The 18,768-nt window shown below is 37.5% G+C and carries 16 protein-coding genes and 2 pseudogenes; 17 read left to right on the top strand and 1 reads right to left on the bottom strand.

Annotated elements, in window-relative coordinates; genetic code table 11:
- Positions 1-164: 164 nt before the first annotated feature.
- The 12 genes and pseudogenes from C7E02_RS18700 to C7E02_RS18645 all read left to right on the top strand — a co-directional run.
- Positions 165-455 (top strand): annotated as a pseudogene (locus C7E02_RS18700) (DUF819 family protein); the annotation flags it as partial.
- A 158-nt stretch (positions 456-613) separates the two neighbouring features.
- On the top strand, positions 614-1,291 hold the full coding sequence (locus C7E02_RS18695) for a GntR family transcriptional regulator (protein ID WP_105310426.1): 678 nt from the start codon (positions 614-616) through the stop codon (positions 1,289-1,291).
- 67 nt (positions 1,292-1,358) lie between these two features.
- Positions 1,359-2,540 (top strand): annotated as a pseudogene (locus C7E02_RS20610) (aminopeptidase).
- A 92-nt stretch (positions 2,541-2,632) separates the two neighbouring features.
- Positions 2,633-3,445 (top strand): YitT family protein, encoded by an 813-nt coding sequence (locus tag C7E02_RS18685; protein WP_242979056.1) that lies wholly within the window; start codon positions 2,633-2,635, stop codon positions 3,443-3,445.
- Positions 3,446-3,578: 133 nt separating this feature from the next.
- Positions 3,579-4,250, top strand: coding sequence for an L-serine ammonia-lyase, iron-sulfur-dependent subunit beta (gene sdaAB / locus C7E02_RS18680; RefSeq protein ID WP_105310425.1), 672 nt, complete (start codon positions 3,579-3,581; stop codon positions 4,248-4,250).
- A gap of 2 nt (positions 4,251-4,252) precedes the next feature.
- Entirely contained in the window at positions 4,253-5,122 is an 870-nt protein-coding gene (sdaAA, locus tag C7E02_RS18675; RefSeq protein WP_022278537.1) for an L-serine ammonia-lyase, iron-sulfur-dependent, subunit alpha, read from the top strand.
- A 105-nt stretch (positions 5,123-5,227) separates the two neighbouring features.
- Positions 5,228-6,085: a YitT family protein gene (locus C7E02_RS18670; protein ID WP_005338253.1), complete on the top strand. Its 858-nt coding sequence runs from the start codon at positions 5,228-5,230 to the stop codon at positions 6,083-6,085.
- Positions 6,086-6,379: 294 nt separating this feature from the next.
- Positions 6,380-7,633, top strand: coding sequence for an ATP-binding protein (locus tag C7E02_RS18665; RefSeq protein ID WP_105310424.1), 1,254 nt, complete (start codon positions 6,380-6,382; stop codon positions 7,631-7,633).
- A gap of 862 nt (positions 7,634-8,495) precedes the next feature.
- The gene (locus C7E02_RS18660; RefSeq protein WP_005338249.1) at positions 8,496-9,743 is read left to right on the top strand and encodes an enolase C-terminal domain-like protein; all 1,248 of its coding nucleotides are present in this window, start codon (positions 8,496-8,498) and stop codon (positions 9,741-9,743) included.
- A gap of 75 nt (positions 9,744-9,818) precedes the next feature.
- Positions 9,819-10,859: an alcohol dehydrogenase catalytic domain-containing protein gene (locus C7E02_RS18655; RefSeq protein WP_105310423.1), complete on the top strand. Its 1,041-nt coding sequence runs from the start codon at positions 9,819-9,821 to the stop codon at positions 10,857-10,859.
- Between the two features lie 33 nt (positions 10,860-10,892).
- Positions 10,893-11,666 (top strand): SDR family NAD(P)-dependent oxidoreductase, encoded by a 774-nt coding sequence (locus tag C7E02_RS18650; RefSeq protein WP_005338246.1) that lies wholly within the window; start codon positions 10,893-10,895, stop codon positions 11,664-11,666.
- A gap of 88 nt (positions 11,667-11,754) precedes the next feature.
- Positions 11,755-12,444: a FadR/GntR family transcriptional regulator gene (locus C7E02_RS18645; protein WP_005338244.1), complete on the top strand. Its 690-nt coding sequence runs from the start codon at positions 11,755-11,757 to the stop codon at positions 12,442-12,444.
- Positions 12,445-12,501: 57 nt separating this feature from the next.
- Here the strand turns inward: C7E02_RS18645 and C7E02_RS18640 are convergent, their stop codons facing one another.
- Complete coding sequence (locus C7E02_RS18640; protein WP_005338242.1) at positions 12,502-13,173, bottom strand: FadR/GntR family transcriptional regulator; 672 nt, start codon at positions 13,171-13,173, stop codon at positions 12,502-12,504.
- 248 nt (positions 13,174-13,421) lie between these two features.
- Here C7E02_RS18640 and C7E02_RS18635 point away from each other — a divergent pair, with 248 nt between their 5' ends.
- Genes C7E02_RS18635 through C7E02_RS18615 form a run of 5 tightly spaced genes read left to right on the top strand, consistent with a single transcriptional unit; the run spans position 13,422 to position 18,742 of the window.
- Positions 13,422-14,210 carry an MBL fold metallo-hydrolase gene (locus C7E02_RS18635; RefSeq protein WP_005338240.1) on the top strand — a complete coding sequence of 263 codons (789 nt, stop codon included), beginning with the start codon at positions 13,422-13,424 and terminating at the stop codon, positions 14,208-14,210.
- The gene (locus C7E02_RS18630; protein WP_105310422.1) at positions 14,207-15,295 is read left to right on the top strand and encodes a sugar ABC transporter substrate-binding protein; all 1,089 of its coding nucleotides are present in this window, start codon (positions 14,207-14,209) and stop codon (positions 15,293-15,295) included. Before C7E02_RS18635 ends, C7E02_RS18630 begins: the two co-directional genes overlap by 4 nt.
- Positions 15,296-15,313: 18 nt before the next feature.
- Complete coding sequence (locus tag C7E02_RS18625) at positions 15,314-16,834, top strand: sugar ABC transporter ATP-binding protein (protein ID WP_005338236.1); 1,521 nt, start codon at positions 15,314-15,316, stop codon at positions 16,832-16,834.
- The gene (locus C7E02_RS18620) at positions 16,821-17,795 is read left to right on the top strand and encodes an ABC transporter permease (protein ID WP_005338234.1); all 975 of its coding nucleotides are present in this window, start codon (positions 16,821-16,823) and stop codon (positions 17,793-17,795) included. Before C7E02_RS18625 ends, C7E02_RS18620 begins: the two co-directional genes overlap by 14 nt.
- The gene (locus C7E02_RS18615) at positions 17,795-18,742 is read left to right on the top strand and encodes an ABC transporter permease (protein WP_005338233.1); all 948 of its coding nucleotides are present in this window, start codon (positions 17,795-17,797) and stop codon (positions 18,740-18,742) included. The genes C7E02_RS18620 and C7E02_RS18615 overlap by 1 nt, the downstream gene beginning before the upstream one ends.
- Positions 18,743-18,768: the final 26 nt, after the last annotated feature.

Below are 18,768 nucleotides of genomic sequence, written 5' to 3'. Positions count from 1 at the left end.
TTTTGTGAATCCGCGTAGTATATTTAAACCACAAATCCTATTGTTAACAATCTACATTAAACAAAATGAATTGTCAAGTATTACTAGGAAAATCCATTTGTCTGTTAAGCATGAATGTGACAAAGCTTAAGAAGCTGAATCGTCAGCCGGTTATTGCTTTAGGAGAGTTCGTAGGATCAGCATTTATGATGACATTATATGTATTCCTGATGTTAATCGGATGTACAGTATTACATTTCCTGATCCGCCGTTTGTTCAAGATCAAATACGAGTATGTACTTCTTTCTATGGTAGGATGTATAGTAGACGGACCGACAGCATCTCTGACAGCAGCAGGTGGAAACTGGAAATCACTGATTAATGTCGGATTGATCATGGGAGTTATCGCCGGAGCATGCGGAAACTATGTCGGAATATTTGTCGCCTATGCGGTCAAAGCTATATGTGGACTATAGGTTTGTAAGTGGTAGTATATAGTAAAAAAATATCAGTAAAAAGTTTCCTTTTCTACATTTACTGTGCTATGATTAAAGAAATTATAATTATTGCGCATTGCATGAAAACAACTGCTGGGAGCAGAATGATATTATATGTAGTAAGGAAATGAAATCATATGGCAAAACTAAGATATCGTACATTGAGAGAAAATGTTGTAGATGAAATTCGGATGAAAATCCTGAGCCGGGAATATGAATCGGGAATGCGGATCGTGGAGCAGAACCTGTCCGATGAACTTGGAGTAAGTCGAGGACCAATCAGGGAAGCTTTGCGTCAGCTGGAACAGGAAGGACTCGTAGAATATGTTAGAAATGTTGGATGTTCGGTCAAGCAGGTTACTTTGGAAGATATTTATGAAATCTATCTGCTTCGTGCAACTTATGAGCAGGTTGCAGTTCGAACATATGAGGGACAGCTTTCCGATGAAGATCTTGCACAGATGGAATCCATCGTGGAAGAGATGAAGATTTTTGGTGAGGATGATTTAGGGAATCTTGTAGATTGTGATTGTAGGTTTCACCAAGTGATCGTCGAAAAAGCAGGTCTGAACAGACTTCTGAAAGCCTGGACCGAATTGAATTACGGCAATATCGTCTGCTATTTTGCCGGAAATTCGGACCGGAAGGAAGCGGCAAACCGACAGCATGGTATTCATGAACGACTTTTGAATGTATTCAAGAGTAAAGACGAAGAGACAATCTGCAACGCAATTTCGGAGCATTATATGACGACAGTAAAGCGTCTGATGAAAGAGGGATCCATGTCAGACGAAGGTTTTAAATATAAAGTGTAGAAGTATATGAATTGAATGAAAGATGCCGGTCCATGGGGGACGGCATCTTTTTTGTGGAGGCTTAAGTATGGAACGTAAAAATATGTGGGAACACTATACGGAAGAGAAGGAAAGAGAACTGGAGGAACTGGCAGTCAGATACAGAAAATGTCTGGATCAGTCCAAGACGGAGAGAATGTGTGACACTGTCCATCGCGATGGCAGAGGAAAATGGATATCAGAATATTGAGGACTGTATCCGTGAGGGCGAGACACTGAAAGCCGGAGATAAGGTTTATGCACAGTATATGAAGAAGACGCTGGCACTTTTCCACATCGGAACAAAACCGCTGACAGAGGGAATGAACATTTTAGGTGCACATGTGGATTCACCGAGATTAGATGTAAAACAGAATCCATTATATGAAGATACGCAGATGGCATATTTGGACACACACTACTATGGTGGTGTGAAGAAATACCAGTGGGTGACGATTCCTCTTGCAATTCACGGCGTTGTTGTGAAAAAAACGGAACAGTCGTGCCGGTCGTTATCGGTGAGAAGGAAGATTTCATCTCTGCAGAGCTTGAAATTGTGCCGTCAGGAAAATCCAGGGACTGTGGATTTGACAGAAGTATGATTCTCGGATATGGACAGGACGATAAGGTATGTGCTTTGACTTCACTTTTTGCAATGCTTGAGGCAGAAAATCCGGAGCGTACAGGCTGCTGTATTCTTGCGGACAAAGAAGAAATTGGAAATATGGGAGCGACCGGTATGCAGTCAAACTTCTTCGAGGATATGGTCGCAGAGGTTCTGGCACTGACAGGGGAGAATAGCCCGGTGAAAGTAAGAAGAGTGCTTCGCAATTCCTGTATGTTATCTTCTGACGTAAGTGCCGCTTACGATCCGCTTTATCCGGAAGTATTCGAGAAGAAGAATACAGTATATTTCGGGAGAGGACTTGTGTTGAATAAATACACAGGAAGCCGTGGAAAGAATGGAACAAATGATGCTAACGCAGAGTATGTTGCGAAAGTAAGAAATGTATTTGACAACAATCATGTTGCTTTTCAGACCGCAGAACTTGGAAAGGTCGACCAGGGCGGCGGTGGAACCATCGCCTACGTCATGGCAAATAAAGCAATGAGTGTTATTGATAGTGGTGTGGCAGTTCTGTCCATGCATGCACCATACGAAGTGACAAGTAAATCTGATGTATATGAAGTATACCGCGGATACAAAGTCTTTTTAAAAGATATGAAATAAAAAGTGTAAAATAAAGCATTTTTAAAAGATATGAAGTAAAAAGTATAAAATAAAGAGTATAAAATGAGATGGAAGCAGTTAAAAAATAGGGGATATTGACAGTGGGTTCTGTCATACTCGGAATTTCGGACTACATGTTCAAATTTCAGAATCATTTCAGTTTTGGCGGAGTTAGCGGTATTGCCGTGATTATGAGCGGTCTGCTTGGAGGCTCTGCGAGCACGTATACATTTGTCATTAATATGCTTTTACTTGTAGTTGCATTTGTATTACTGGGAAAAGAAGTGGCAATGAGATCTGCTTACGTGAGTGTCCTGTACAGTGTCACACTGGAAGTCATCCAGTATGTGTGGCCAATGTCAGGACCGCTTACGAATCAGCCAGTGCTGGAGCTTGTGTTCTGCTTTATGATTCTTGCAGTATGCTCCGCAATTTTCTTTAACATGGACGCGTCCAGCGGAGGATCGGATATTATTGCTTTGGTATTAAAAAAGTATACAAATGTCTCAATAGGAACGGCTCTGCTGGTTGTAGATTTCATAGTTGTCATCGTAGCATTTTTCGTGTATGGTGTAACTGTAGGAGTATTCTCATTGGCCGGATTTCTTGCGAAGTCATTTTTCATTGACACGGTCATTGAGACATTGAATCTGTGTAAGTATTTTACGATTATTTCAAAAAATGCGGAGCCAATCTGCAATTATATTAATACAGAGCTGAATCACGGCGCGACAATCTACGATGCAAGAGGTGCTTACACAAAAGACAACAAGCAGGCCGTTATGACAGTTGTAAAACGTGAGCAGGCGAGAAGCCTCAGAAATTACGTTCATGAGGTAGATCCAGACGCATTTATGATGATCACCAACAGCAGCGAGATCATAGGTAAGGGATTTATAGAGTAATGATATTCGAAGATTAGGGAGTATTGTGAAAGTGCGAGAGTACGGAGCAATACGTGAGGTATCATTCATAGTAGTGATAAAAAGGATAGCAGAGGAAAAAGTAAAGAAAAAGATTTAATAGGAGGAGCTTGTAATGAGCAGCATATTTGACATATTAGGGCCAATTATGGTCGGTCCGTCCAGTTCTCATACAGCGGGGGCAGTGCGGATCGGCTATACAGCCAGACAACTTTTTGGAGAACCGGTGAAAAAAGCAGAAGTGTATCTGCACGGATCATTTGCGGCGACAGGAGAAGGTCATGGAACAGACAAGGCGATCATTGCAGGTCTTCTCGGAATGAAACCAGATGATCTTCGAATCCCGGATAGTTTTACAGTAGCAGAAGAAAATGATATGAAATTTACCATTGCAAAAAAAGAAATCCGCGGCGCACATCCGAATACAGCAAGAGTGATCATGGAAAATGGTGCGGATAAAAAGATGGTCATGCAGGCATACTCTATTGGAGGAGGCCGGATCCGTGTCAGTATGCTTGACGGGATAGAAGTTGATTTCAGCGGGGAGAGCAATACGTTGATCGTGCGGAACATGGACCGCCCGGGCTGTATTACAGAGGTAAGCGCGGCACTGAGCCGGGAGAAGATCAATGTTGCGACGATGCAGGTGTTCCGTCACAAAAGAGGCGGTCTTGCCGTTATGGTCGTAGAGACAGATCAGTCCATACCGGAAAATGTTGTGGCTGAACTGAAAATGAAAGAAGATATTCTGGAAGTAATATCTCTGAATCTGGAGGAGGGACGATAGTTATGGCATATCAGGCAGTGGATGAGATTATGGCAAGATGCGAAAAAGACGGTGTAGAATTCTGGAAAGCCGTTCAGCTTGAGGACTGTGAGGAAAACGGAATCAGTGAAGAAGAGTCCTGGAATCAGATGACACATATGTGGAATTCTATGAAAGAGAGTGTTGCAGCATATGACCCGGAGGCAATTTCCAGAAGTGGACTTGTCGGAAGAGAAGGAAAGCTGATGGATGCATATCGGGAGCAGGAAAAACCGTTGTGCGGCGATTTTGTATCAAAGGTTATTGCAAATGCATTAAAAATGGGATGTAACAATGCCTGTATGAAGCGAATTGTGGCAGCGCCGACTGCCGGAGCCTGTGGAGTAATGCCGGCAGTTCTTGTTACTTATTATAAAGAATATGAAGCTTCAGAGGAAACCATGATCCAGGCGCTGTATGTGGCAGCAGGAATCGGTCAGGTCATTGCGTCCCGTGCTTCCCTGGCGGGAGCCTCCGGCGGTTGTCAGGCAGAGATAGGTTCTGCTTCTGGAATGGCAGCAGCGGCAATCTGTAGTGTACGCGGCGGAAGTAAAGAGCAGATGGGACATGCATGCGCCATGGCACTTAAGAATCTGATGGGACTTGTCTGTGATCCGGTAGCCGGGCTGGTAGAAGTTCCGTGTGTGAAAAGAAATGTAGGCGGTGCAGTCAACGCTTTGGCGGCAGCAGATATGGCACTGGCAGGAATCGCAAGCCACATTCCGGTAGATCAGGTCATTGATGCCATGGGCGAAGTCGGAATGAAGATGGACGTGTCACTCAGAGAGACAAGTATGGGTGGTGTCGCAACAAGTCCTAAGGGTCTTGAAATTGCAGAGAGACTTGGAATGTAAATATTACGAAAAGGAATGCCGGAGGGCATTCCCTTTTTTAGGAGAGTATGTTATAACAAAGATAAACAATCAAGAGTCATGAGTAAGGTAAAGAGAGGATAAATTATGTTAGATGAGCACATGGGACCGATAAAAAAATACAGTATACTGACTGTGGGGGCAGTCGTACTTGCACTGGCGAACTATGTATTTAAGTTTCCGAACCATTTCAGTTTCGGAGGTGTAGCCGGTTTTGCAGTTATTTTAAGTGGAATGTTTGGCGGTTCCGCCAGTACGTACACATTTGTAATCAATATGTTACTGTTATTGATCGCATTTCCAATATTGGGAAAGGAAGTTGCAATGCGGTCTTTCTATGTCAGTATCGTATTCAGTGGTGTGCTGGAAGTTGCGCAGTATGTGTATCCGATAGACAAGCCAATCACGAACCAGCCGGTGCTGGAGCTTGTATTTTCTTTTATGCTGCTGGCAGTGTGTTCCGCGATATTCTTCTTCATGGATGCGTCCAGCGGAGGAACCGATATTATTGCTTTGATATTAAAAAAGTATACCAGCGTGTCAATCGGAATGGCGTTACTGCTTGTAGACTTCGCAGTTGTTGTGATTTCTTTCTTTGTATATAATCCGACCGTTGGACTGTTTTCATTTGCCGGATTCCTTGCAAAATCATTTTTCATTGATTCCGTAATTGAGAGTCTGAACCTGTGTAAATATTTTACAATCGTGTCAGATAATGCTGATACAATCTGCGATTATATTCATAAAGAGCTGAATCATAGTGCGACCATTATGTCAGCAGAAGGCTCTTATTCACACGAGCCGAAGAAAGTCATCATAACCGTTGTGAACAGGGACCAGGCATTGAAACTGAGGAAATTCGTAAGAAGCGTAGAACCGCATGCATTTATGATGATTACAAACAGTAGTGAGATTATAGGAAAAGGATTCCGGAATACGATGTAGGAAAAACATGGTGAGAGTAAGAAAATAAAGCAGGTGAATGAAGAGGCGCTGTGACTTTTCATCATCTGCTTTTTTGTAAACATTAAGTTTGATGCTATTGAATATTTTTGACGTTAACGGCAAAAATATTCAATATAGATTGTTTTTTATAGTTTAAAGAGGTAAAATGATATTAAACATTTTTGCCATAAACGTCAAAAATATTTAATTATGTCATGCTGAATAAGGAAAATAAGTATTGGTTGAATAAAAATGACAAAATTGTATAGAATGTTCAGTGAAGGAGAAGGATTTATGGACATTAAGAGAGATAAATATTTGAATGATTTAATCAATCGTATGCATAACGGAATGATTAAGGTTGTAACAGGTATTAGAAGATGCGGAAAATCTTATCTTTTATTTAACATTTTCAAGAATTATTTATTAGAGCAAGGAGTACCTGCATCACATATTATTATGATTGAATTGGATCAGCGTAAAAATAAAAAGTATCGTGATCCAGATGTAATATTAGATTATATTGAATCTTTGATAGAAGAAGATGGACAATATTATATTATGTTAGATGAAGTACAGATGTTGCAGGAATTTGAAGAGGTTTTAAATTCACTTCTTCATATCCGAAATGCGGATGTATATGTAACTGGTAGCAACTCTAAATTTTTATCTAAGGATGTGATTACTGAGTTTAGAGGAAGAGGCGATGAAATTCATATTTATCCTTTAACTTTTAAAGAGTTTATGGAAGCTTATGGTGGTGATATGTATCATGGATGGGCAGAGTATGTTGTATATGGGGGACTTCCGTTGACTGTAACGATGAAAACAGAAGAACAGAAGATTAGTTATTTGACAAATTTATTCAAAGAAACTTACCTGAGAGATATTATCGAAAGGTATCATATTGAAAAAATACAAGAACTTGAGGATTTAATTAACATTCTGGCTTCTTCGATTGGCTCACTTACAAATCCGCCGAAGCTTGAAGCTACATTTAAAAGTGTGATTCAGTCAACAATCAGTTTGAATACTATCAGACAATATATCGAATATTTAGAAGATGCTTTTATCATTAACAAAGCAAATCGTTATAATGTGAAGGGGAGAAAATATATTGGCACTCCATTGAAATATTATTTTGAGGATGTGGGACTCAGAAATGCAAGACTAGGATTCAGACAAGTTGAAGAAACACATTTAATGGAAAATGTTATTTACAATGAATTACGAAGCAGAGGTTATTCTGTAGATGTCGGTATGGTAGAAAAACGTGGGGTTAACAAAGATGGAAAAGAATATAGAAGTCAACTGGAAATTGATTTTGTGGCAAATCTAGGAAGTAAACGTTATTATATCCAGTCGGCATTCAGTATGCCGACTGAAGAAAAGCGTATTCAGGAAAAGGCATCTCTTGTAAATATAAATGATTCTTTTAAGAAAATTATTGTTGTAAAAGATATTGTAAATGTTACGAGGGATGAAGATGGAATTACGACAATGAGTATTTATGATTTTCTATTAAAAGAAAATAGTTTGGAATTGTAAGAAGCGTGGAGTCGTACACATTTATGATGATCACGAATAGTAGAGATATTAAATCTGTTTATAATAGATCCAAGAATGCCTCGGCATTCTTGCTGCGAGGTGCGCATCATGCAATTGCATGACATACTTCTACTGCGCACCTCTGCAAGTCTACACTCCGTTTCGGTCGGCGCAAAACCATTGTCCACCGGACAATGTGCGCCCTGCCGGAGGCTATATCAGCTGGGGGATTGACTCCAACCACTGATACCAGCTTGTTTTTCACCACCTATAGGACGCCACTGAAAAAGTCCTTATTTTGCGCAAAGCAGCACAAGATAAAGTATATTTATATGTTTTACGCTACTATATATTGTATGTAAAAACAGTTTTTCAGTGGCGTCCCTATAGAGGTGGGAGTCATCTCCCAGCTGATATAAGCACAAAAATACAATGGATTTGTATGAGTATGTGGAGACGCTTATCGTTGATGATGAAAAATATTACATTTTTTTAGATGAGATTCAAATGGTTGAAAAATTTGAACGGGTGTAAATTCTTGTCATCAACAAAAAATGTAAGTATTTTTATCACGGGTTCCAATAGCCGGTTGTTGTCGGGAGAATTAGCAACATTGCTAGCAGGCTTACAAACTTATTATACGAGGAGAGTGTATAAAAGAGAATATTTGTAAAAAAAAGAGTTAGCAGTAAAAAATCGTAATTTGCTACTATTCAGCCTAACAGCCAAGTTACTGCAATTTTGTTATTATTTTATTGTAATTAAAAAAAGATTGACAAAACGAACAAAGATAATATAATAAAAGTATAACTTGTCAGACAACATACAACAATTACTAAGAAAGCATGAAAAGGAGGAATTTATGGCAACAACGATAGAGCGAGTCAGAGTTATTTGTACAGCACCAGAGGGAATCAATCTGGTTGTAGTAAAAGTTGATACGAATCAAGATGGTTTATATGGATTAGGTTGTGCAACATTTGCATATCGACATTTGGCGGTAAAAACAGTAGTCGAAGAGTATCTGGATCCTTTGCTGAAAGGTCGCAATGTGGAAAACATTGAAGAAATATGGCAGTTAATGCATCAAAATGGATACTGGAGAAATGGTCCGATTGAAAACAATGCAATTTCGGGTGTTGATATGGCACTTTGGGATATCAAAGGCAAGATGGCAAATATGCCAGTTTATCAATTGTTCGGTGGTAAGTGCAGAGAAGGAATTCCAGTGTACAGACATGCAGATGGAAAAGATCTTAGTGAATTATGTGAGAATATTCAGAGATTTCAGGAAATGGGTATTACAAATATTAGATGTCAATGTGGTGGATATGGAGGAGACAGTTATGGAACAACTCCAAATACATCTCCAAACGGAGCACTTCCAGGAGTATATCTGGATTCTCGCACTTATATAAAAAAAACAGTTGAACTTTTTGGCGGTATCAGAGATAAAATTGGGTATGATATGAACCTTGTGCATGATGTACATGAACGAATTGCACCAACGGAAGTGATTAGACTTGTAAAAGAACTGGAACCATTTGACCTATTTTTCTTAGAAGATCCTGTATGCATAGAGCAGACAGAATGGCTTAGAAGACTGAGACAACAGAGTAGCATACCAATTGCAGAGGGTGAATTGTTCAACAATCCAAAAGAGTGGAAGACGTTGATATCAGAGCAATTGATTGATTATATTCGTGTACATATCAGTCAGATTGGCGGTATTACACCAGCTAGAAAATTACAGATTTTCGCAGAGCAATATGGTGTAAAAACAGCATGGCATGGACCAGGCGATATGTCTCCTATTGCCCATGCTGCTAATATTCACATTGATTTGGCAGCACCCAATTTTGGAGTTCAAGAATGGTCAGGAATAGAACCACCCAATTTTGTGATTCAAGATTTGAAAGGTCCACATGGAGCATTGCTTGAAGTATTCCCAGGACTTCCAGAATTTGATAAAGGGTATGTGTACGCGAATGATACACCTGGACTCGGAGTGGATATTAATGAAGAGGAAGCAGCAAAATATCCGTGTGAGAATACTGTTACAACGTGGACACAAACCAGAAAACGAGATGGGTCATTACAAACACCATAAAGAGCAATTGTAAATCGTAAGATTTATTTATATTAATTTTAGAAAGAATAGCGTTAATAATTAAGGAGGAGAAACATGAAAGATACAATGAAAGAAGTCGTTGTAGTTGAGCCCCACAAAGTGGAAGTAAGAGAAGTGGAGATTCCTGAATTAGCAAATGAAGACGAGGTGTTGATTCAGATGAAATCTGCAGGTGTGTGTGGAAGTGATCATCATATTTATCATGGATTAAATCCGTGTTCTACATATCCAAGAATTCCAGGACATGAGAATGCAGGTATTGTAAAAAAAATCGGAAAAAATGTAACTAATGTTAAAGTAGGAGATCATGTAATAGTTGATCTTATTTCAACATGTGGAGAATGCTATCAGTGTAAAATCAGCAGAAAAAACGTGTGTGAACATGTGAAAGTGAGAGGGTCTGGAGCAGATGGAGGATGGAGAGAATATTTCACAGCACCAGCAAACGAAGTATATAAAATTAATGAATCCGTAAAATGGGAAGATGCTGCATTGGTTGAACCGTATGCAATTGGTGCACATAGTACAACTAGGGGACGAGTTGTTCCAGAAGATGTTGTATTCATTCTTGGAACAGGAACAATTGGTTCTATTATATTGCAGACATGTAAAGCAAAAGGATGTAAGACAGTTATTTGTTGTGATATTGATGATTCTTCATTGGAAAGAGCAAAAGGCTATGGAGCAGATTATGTCATTAATTCTAAGACAGAGGACATTGTTGCAAGAGTACAGGAAATTACGAACAATAAAGGAGTTACTATTGCATTTGATTCTGCATGCTTTCCAGGGTCATTGACTATGTGTATGCAACCAGGTATTATCTGCAATGCAGGCAGAATGGTTCCACTTGGTTTCTGTACAGCACCAGAGCAGATTACACAGGCAATGATTAATCAAAGGGAAATCGATATTATTGGAACGAGAATGTCAGCATTCCAGTTTGAGCCAACTATTAAGAGAATGGAAAACCATGAGTTTCAGACAGAAGGAATAGCAACTACATTTATTAAATTTTCGGAGATTGAGAAAGTGTTTGATCTTATGGATCATCCAGATCCAAGTGCAAAGAAGATGGTTATTATGTTTGATTAATAAAGTGTAGAAAATAAGAAGGAGAATATTACTATGAAATTTGATTATAAAGAGCAGTTTAATGTGGCAGGAAAATGTTGTATTGTAACAGGTGGAGCACAAGGACTATCAAAAGGTATGGCAGAAGGTCTTCTTGAAAATGGAGCAAAAGTTGTATTAATGGATGTTCAGAAAGAAAAACTTCAGGCAGTTGTTGATGAGTATCGTGCGATGGGGTATGAAGTTTACGGAGTATGCGGTGATTTATCAAACCGAGCAGAAATTGATAGAATGTTTAATAAAGCTATGGAAAACTTAAATGGTCATCTGGATGTATTAATTCCAGCAGCAGGTATTCAACGTCGTCATCTCCCAGAAGAATTTCCAATTGAAGAATGGGATCTTGTTTTGAAGATTAACCTGGATCATGTCTTTATTATGATACAGAAAGCATTGACGGTTATGTTGAAGCAGCCGGAAGGTGGAAAAATTATTAATATTGCTTCGATGGTATCTTGGTTCGGTGGAACAACAGTGCCTGCATATACAGCCAGCAAGGGAGCTGTTACACAATTGACAAAGAGTCTTGCAGTAGACTGTGCAGGAAGAAATATCAATATTAATGCAATTGCACCAGGATATATGGATACAGAAATGTGTGCAAATATGACACAGGCAAGAAAAGATGAGACCACAGCGCGTATTCCGGCAGGTCGTTGGGGAACTCCAGATGATTTAAAGGGACCAGTATTATTCCTAGCTTCTAGTGCATCTGATTATTTAAATGGTGCTGTAATACCAGTAGATGGAGCATATTTGGTTAAATAAATATTTTACTTGCTGTTGAACCAAAAGAAAAGGCAAGCTATACTATATGTAATAGGTTGTTTGAAAGTTCAATGGAAGGTGATGATAAATGAATATAACACATCAAAATATTACAGAACAAATAGTTAATTATTTTAAACAAAAAATTGAATCTGGAGAATGGAAAGTTGGAGAGAAGATTCCTTCTGAAAATCAATTAACGCAAATGCTAGGAGTGAGTCGGGCGAGTGTGCGGTCAGCAATGAATCAACTAATTGGAATAGGAGTACTGGAAAGTGTTCATGGAAAAGGGACATATCTGTTAGATGATCAGATTGAAGATAATTTGGGGGGAAACAGCAGAATCACGGCAGAGGATTGTCGAGATGTTCTGAAAGTGCTTGAGTTTCGCAGGATTGTTGAAAGTGAAGCCTGTTATATGGCTACGCTTTATCAGTCGGATGATTTGATTGTTGATTTGAAAAAGTGCTTAAAAACAATGATTGAAAGTAAAGATGATATTGAAAAATTTGTTATTGCAGACATTAAATTTCATCATAAAATTTGCAAGGCATCTCAGAATCCGCTTCTTGAAAAGTGTATGTATCGTGTTTTTGAAGAAAACAAAAAAAGTCAGCAATTGACAAGAAAAACATTTGGATTCCGGGACGGTATTATTTATCACGAGAAAATTATTGAAGCTATTGAGGCTGGCGATGCTAGACTGGCCAGACACTATATGTACCAGCATTTGCAGAATGGTATAGACCGTGTTGTTGAACAACAAAAAGAAACTTAGATAAAAAAATAAAAGAAAACAGAGATTGTATAGTGAAGTATCGATCTCTGTTTTCTTTTATAATTTATTTGATAATTCACAAATGGTTTTATCTAAATGTTCATACATTGAACTACGGGCTTTTTTTGCATTTCGATCTTTTAAATCTTTTATAATCAGAGAATGATAATAAATACCGTTATAAGATCCTACACTTTCGCTTACGCTTTGAAGCAAAAGATGGTTTTCTAAAAGTATATTAGAAAGAGTATTGAATGCATATGGGTTTTGGGTCAATTTTGCAAGTTGTAAGTGAAACTGAGTGTCATAGGAGACTCGTTTTAATGGTTGATCATTATATTGAATCATCATTTGTAAAGTAAAATTTAGGATATCTAAATCATTTTCAGAGGCTTTATTTGCAGCATAGTAACAAATTTCTGGTTCCAACATTCTGCGAAATTCAAAGAACGGTAGAGCTTTTTCAAGTAGTTCGTGAGAAGTCTGTCCAAGACCTAATACAGACAAATTAGTAGAACGAACGAAAGTACCTTTGCCATGGACAGTTTTCAAAACTCCTAGAGTATTTAATTGAGATAAAGCGTTTCGTACGTTAGAACGACTGACATTTAGTTTTTGGCATAATTCATGCTCAGAGGGGATCTTAGAATCAACAGGCCATTCATTCGATTGCAATCCATTCCGAAGATATTCTATTACAATATTCATCGCATTTAATTTATTATCCATAAATGGAATCCTTTCCTTAAGAAAAATAAAATATGACAGGTTGTGTTAATAAGTATACAAAAAAAACTGAAATATGACAACTTTATATTAGAAAATTGAGTATATTACACATATTTATAGTGAAAAACAAGTGTAAAATGCTGAAAATGAATAAAAGAATAGAATTGTATTGACTATTTATTGGTAAATTGTCATAATAGAGACACAAACATGTCAGACAAGTTATAAAAAAATAAGGGAGGTAGTAAATGGATTTCAGAAAGAAACTAGATAAGTCCATCCCATTAAAAGAAGAAGTGACTTTGATGTGGATGGGACAGGCGGGATTTATGGTGAAAAACAGTCAGGGAAGAGTTATGGCTATTGATCTTTATTTATCTAATTTGGTGGAAAGACTGGATGGAAATAAGAGATTGACCCCAGCATTGATTGATGCAGAAGAGGTGAAAGCAGATGTCATTTTGGCATCGCACTGCCATGCAGATCATCTCGATTTAGATAGCCTTCCTAATATGCTATCTCAGAATGCACAGTTGTATTGTTGTGAAGAATCGTATGAATTGTGCAAAGAAGCAGACCTTCCGATGCATAAGATAACATCTATGACGATAGGAGATAAGCAGGAATGTTGTGGCTTCCAGATAGAAGCAGTTTTTGCAGATCACGGAGATACAGCACCAAAAGCAATAGGTTATTTAATCGAAACTGACGGGATTTCTATCTATTATACAGGAGATACTGCTTATCAAGGTGATAGAATGTCATATGTGACAAAGAAAGATATTGATATTCTAATTTTACCAATTAATGGTGAATACGGCAATATGAATGAGCGAGATGCAGCAATGTTGGCAGCTCAGACAAAAGCTAAAATTACAATTCCGTGCCATTTTTGGACATTTGCAAGACATCAGGGCAGTCCACATGATTTTCAAATGGAAATGAATTATGTTGCACCAGATTTATATTCCTATATAATGGCTCAGGGAGAATGTATAATTTATTCAAAAAATAAAAGAAATGGAGAGATATTATGAAAAAAATAGTAAGTGTTTTAATTAGTGTGGTTATGTGTATTGGACTTTTGGTAGGATGTGGTTCTTCAAATGGTGGTTCATCAGATTCAAGTAAATCTTCAGATTCTAAGGGAAAATATAAGATTGCAGTTTCTAATGCTTATATGGGAAATGATTGGCGTCAGTTGATGATTAAATGTTTAGAAGTTGCAGCAACAAAAGAGCCATATAAAAATAAAGTTGATTTAAAAGTTGTAAACAGCGAAAATTCTGCAGAAGCTCAGGCATCTGCAATTGATGCCTTGGTAGAACAGAGATATGATGCAATTCTTATAGATGCATCATCATCAGCAGCATTACTCCCAGCGATTAATCGTGCAATTGCACAGGGGATTACCATTGTTACATTTGATTCAGTTGTAGATGGAGAAGGCATCTATACAGTTCAGACAGACTTTGAAACAATGGTTGAGGCTTGGGCAAAATATTTAGTTACAAAATGTGGAACAGGTGCAAAAATTGCAGTTGACACTGGAATGCCTGGATCAACAAATGGAAATACAATTTATGAAGCTGCAATGAAAGTATTTAAAGAGAATAATATGAATATTGTTGCAGAATATGCATCAGAATACGCTGATGGAGTTTGTCAGGAGCAGTTGGCCAGTGTACTTGCAGCAAATCCGGATTTGGATGGAATTTTTTGTCAGGCATATGTAGAATCTTGTTATACTGCTTTAAAACAAGCTGGAATGGATTTAATTCCATGTGCAGCATTCGATACAAATTTAGGTATGGAGACAGCATTAAATAATGATATGGATGTTATTATTGGAAATAACTGTCCAGGAATTGGAGTCATTGCTCTTGATAATGCAGTTAAAATCTTAGATGGAGAGAAAGTTGAACAAGACACATTCGTAACATCTGGACTTTTTGTAAATGATAAAGATAAAAATATTGATGTTGGATTACCAATAACAGTTATTGAAGAAGGTGTAAATTGTTGGGAAAATCAAGTGGATGGATTAGATTGGCCAGTGCTTCCAGATGATTTTAAGACACTAACATTAACGGTTGAGGAAATATCAGACTTTAGTAAATAGTAGAATGGAGCAGATAGCATGGCAGATTTAGAGTTAAGGCATATCACAAAATCATTCAATGGAAATTATGCGCTAAATGATGTATCATTTTCCTGTAATAGAGGAGAAGTCCATGCATTGCTGGGTGAAAACGGAGCCGGTAAGAGTACACTTTTAAAAGTGCTTGCAGGTGCTTACCGGCCTGATTCAGGAGAAATTCATGTATTCGGTGAAAAAGCAGAGATACATAATCCAGCTGATGCAATGAGATATGGAATTGGATGTGTATATCAGGAATTATCATTTATTCCAGATTTAACAGTGGCCGAAAATATTTTTATAGGAAGAATTCCCAAGACAAAATTTGGAAGTTTTGATTACAAAAAGCTTCGTAAGATGACATTAGAGTTAATGGAAAAATATGATGTTGATGAAATTGATCCAAATGCAAAGGCAGGAGAAATATCTTTATCGCAGAAACAAATTATTGAGATACTAAAAATATTGTCAAAAAATCCCGAAATAATTATCTTGGATGAAGCTACCTCAGCTTTACATGAAAATCGTGTAAAATGGTTGCTTCAATTGGCAAGGAAATTAGCAGATAGTGGAAAAATTGTTATTTTTATTTCGCATCGTATGGCAGAAATCAAAGATGGATGTGATAATATCACAATATTGCGAAATGGTACATATGCAGGAGATCTTCCAGTAAATGATAATTTGGATATGGATGAAGTAATATCTATGATGTTGGGTCGTAAGATGTCTAGTTATTTTCCACAGATTACAGATTGTTCTATGGATGAAGATGCACTGGAATTAAAAGATGTTAGATATAGAAATATTTTAAATGGTGTGAATTTAAAAGTAAAAAAAGGAGAAGTTGTTGGTATTGGTGGTCTTGCAGGACAGGGACAGGCGGAACTTTTACAAGCATTATATGGAATTTACCCAGTAACAGGAGAAATTTATTTTCAAGGGAAAAAGATTCATATAAAAAATCCTAAAGATGCAATTAATAAAAAAATTGCATTGGTTCCAGAGGAAAGAGCAATACAAGGATTATTTCTTCAACTAGGAATTGATTTTAATATTTCCATTACATCTGTCAATAAAATGAGTAAAGGTCCAATTATAAGCAAGAAAAAAGAGAATAGTATTGTATCTAAGTATATGAAAGCATTGGCAGTTAAAGCGCCAACACCTCAGACACCAGTACAAGACTTGTCTGGTGGAAATCAGCAGAAGGTGGTTATGGCGAAAATTATATCGTGTGAACCAGAATTACTTTTGCTTCATGATATTACAAGAGGTGTTGATGTTGGAACTAAAAAGGAAATGTTTACGCTTGTGAGAGAGTTTGCAAAGGAAGGAAATGCTGTCATTTTCTTTTCGACAGATGTGGAAGAGCTTGTAAATGTGTGTGATAGGGTGCTGGTTATGTATGACGGAAAAATTAGAGCAAACTTGAAACTTGAAACACTTACAAAAGAGCAGATTATTGGTGCATCAATTGGTGCGAACCAGATAGGAGGAGAAGGAAATGAAGAAAAATAAGTCGGTAAAACAATTCCTTTCCGATAATTGGATTGCGCTTATTCCATATGTAATGCTTCTAATAATTATTGTTGTAATGGGAGTATTAAACTCGAATACGTTAAATAGTAATTATTTGGCAAACAAATGTGATGCTTCACTTTCGCTAATTTTAGTTGCAATCGGACAAACATTTGTGCTTATTACAGGTGGATTTGATTTGTCTGTTGGAGGAATTATCTGTATTGTTAATTGTTTGATGGCAACTAGGATGACTGATAGTGTAGGAAGTATGATATTATGGTCCGTAATTGGAATTCTGATTGGAATTTTGATTGGATGTTTCAATGGATTTGTAATAGAAAGAACAGGATTGCAACCATTCATTGTAACATTAGCTACACAGTCGGTGTGTATGGGAACAGCTCTTTTGATATTAAAGGTTGACGGAGGAAATGTACCGATAACTTACATGAAAGCAATGTTGACTAGATTTGGGGCAATACCAATTTCACTTATAATTTTGATAGCGTTGTTACTAATTTGGATTTATTTCAAAAAAACAAAAATCTGTATGAATATATATGCAGTTGGAAGTAATAAGAAAGCCGCAAATTTAAATGGTGTGAATGTGTTAAAGACAACAGTTGTTGCATATGCAATATCAGGAGGATTTGCAGCATTATCAGGACTTGTTAGAACTGCAGTTGTAGCATCTGGTTCACCAACCGCAGGAGGAGATTTTGTTATGACATCTATCTCAGCAGCAGTAATTGGTGGAACGGCACTTACTGGTGGGGTTGGCGGAATTGTCGGAACAATTGTCGGAGCTTTTGTTCTTCGTTATATTTCTGATCTGTTGGTATTTATGGAAGTATCTTCTTATTGGTCAAGTTTAGTACAAGGTATTATATTAATCTTGGCAGTTGCATTAAGTGCTTATGGTACAGTGCGAAGAAAACGTAAAGGAGGTCTTAGTTAATGACAGCCAAACAATTTGTTAAAAAGAATTCGTCGATTATAGCAACATTTGTGATTGCCTTTCTTTTACTAATCATTGTATCAATTGTAAAAGTGGGATATTCAAGCCCGGCAAATTTAAAAGTCTTATCCATTTCAATTGGAGTACTTGGACTTACAGCTCTTGGACAGACATTTCCTATTCTAATTGGTGGAATGGATTTATCAATTCCGTGGGTATTCTGTATTGGTGGATATTTATGTGCTGCATTGACAAACGGAGATAATACAAAATTGATCTATGCGGTTCCGATTGTATTAATTGTAGGTCTTTTAATGGGAGCATTTAATGGCATAGGAATTGCTTATGTTGGAATCGCACCAGTAATTATGACAATGGCATCCAATATTATTTTTCAAGGACTTCTTGTAGGTATAACAGAAGGAACACCAGGAGGAAGTATTCCAAAAGCAATTAAGTCATTAGCATCTGGAGGAGTTGGATTTATCGGAACGTTATTTTTGTTCTGGTTATTGGTTTCGTTGGCTGCCTGGTTTACATTATCAAAATCTCCATATGGAAGAAAAATATATGCAGTAGGAAATAGTGAAACATGTTCCATGTTTTCAGGCATTAATGTAAAACTAACAAAATTATCTGCGTATGCCATTTGTGGAATGATGGCTGCTTTGGCTGGAATGTTATATGCTGGTAAGTTAAGCCAGCTATACCTTGGAATGGGAGATACTTATCAAATGGCTTCCGTATCAGCGGTTGCAATTGGAGGCGTTTCACTAATCGGAGGAAGTGGAAGTTATATTGGTACCATGGCGGGATGTTTTGTAATTGTAATATTAGAGGGATTTCTTGCAGCAATGAACTTCTCTCAGGGTGTGCAAAAAATAGTATATGGCGTGGTGCTGTTATTTGCAGTACTGATATCAAGTAAGAGAAAAATATCAAGATAAAGTAAAAAAGTGGCTTTAAATAGTCA

Source organism: Dorea sp. Marseille-P4042, assembly GCF_900290215.1.
Lineage (GTDB): Bacteria > Bacillota > Clostridia > Lachnospirales > Lachnospiraceae > Dorea > Dorea formicigenerans.
Note: the sequence above shows the minus strand (reverse complement) of the source record. Positions and strands in the feature narration are given on the sequence as shown.

What these genes read in the sequence shown, in the direction of transcription:
- C7E02_RS18660 (WP_005338249.1), top strand. Translation starts at nt 8,496, where the DNA reads ATGGCAACAACGATAGAGCGAGTCAGAGTTATTTGTACAGCACCAGAG.
- C7E02_RS18670 (WP_005338253.1), top strand. Translation starts at nt 5,228, where the DNA reads ATGTTAGATGAGCACATGGGACCGATAAAAAAATACAGTATACTGACT.
- C7E02_RS18655 (WP_105310423.1), top strand. Translation starts at nt 9,819, where the DNA reads ATGAAAGATACAATGAAAGAAGTCGTTGTAGTTGAGCCCCACAAAGTG.
- C7E02_RS18650 (WP_005338246.1), top strand. Translation starts at nt 10,893, where the DNA reads ATGAAATTTGATTATAAAGAGCAGTTTAATGTGGCAGGAAAATGTTGT.
- C7E02_RS18640 (WP_005338242.1), bottom strand. Translation starts at nt 13,173, where the DNA reads ATGGATAATAAATTAAATGCGATGAATATTGTAATAGAATATCTTCGG.
- sdaAB (WP_105310425.1), top strand. Translation starts at nt 3,579, where the DNA reads ATGAGCAGCATATTTGACATATTAGGGCCAATTATGGTCGGTCCGTCC.
- C7E02_RS18695 (WP_105310426.1), top strand. Translation starts at nt 614, where the DNA reads ATGGCAAAACTAAGATATCGTACATTGAGAGAAAATGTTGTAGATGAA.
- C7E02_RS18620 (WP_005338234.1), top strand. Translation starts at nt 16,821, where the DNA reads ATGAAGAAAAATAAGTCGGTAAAACAATTCCTTTCCGATAATTGGATT.
- C7E02_RS18645 (WP_005338244.1), top strand. Translation starts at nt 11,755, where the DNA reads ATGAATATAACACATCAAAATATTACAGAACAAATAGTTAATTATTTT.
- C7E02_RS18630 (WP_105310422.1), top strand. Translation starts at nt 14,207, where the DNA reads ATGAAAAAAATAGTAAGTGTTTTAATTAGTGTGGTTATGTGTATTGGA.
- C7E02_RS18635 (WP_005338240.1), top strand. Translation starts at nt 13,422, where the DNA reads ATGGATTTCAGAAAGAAACTAGATAAGTCCATCCCATTAAAAGAAGAA.
- C7E02_RS18665 (WP_105310424.1), top strand. Translation starts at nt 6,380, where the DNA reads ATGGACATTAAGAGAGATAAATATTTGAATGATTTAATCAATCGTATG.
- C7E02_RS18625 (WP_005338236.1), top strand. Translation starts at nt 15,314, where the DNA reads ATGGCAGATTTAGAGTTAAGGCATATCACAAAATCATTCAATGGAAAT.
- sdaAA (WP_022278537.1), top strand. Translation starts at nt 4,253, where the DNA reads ATGGCATATCAGGCAGTGGATGAGATTATGGCAAGATGCGAAAAAGAC.
- C7E02_RS18615 (WP_005338233.1), top strand. Translation starts at nt 17,795, where the DNA reads ATGACAGCCAAACAATTTGTTAAAAAGAATTCGTCGATTATAGCAACA.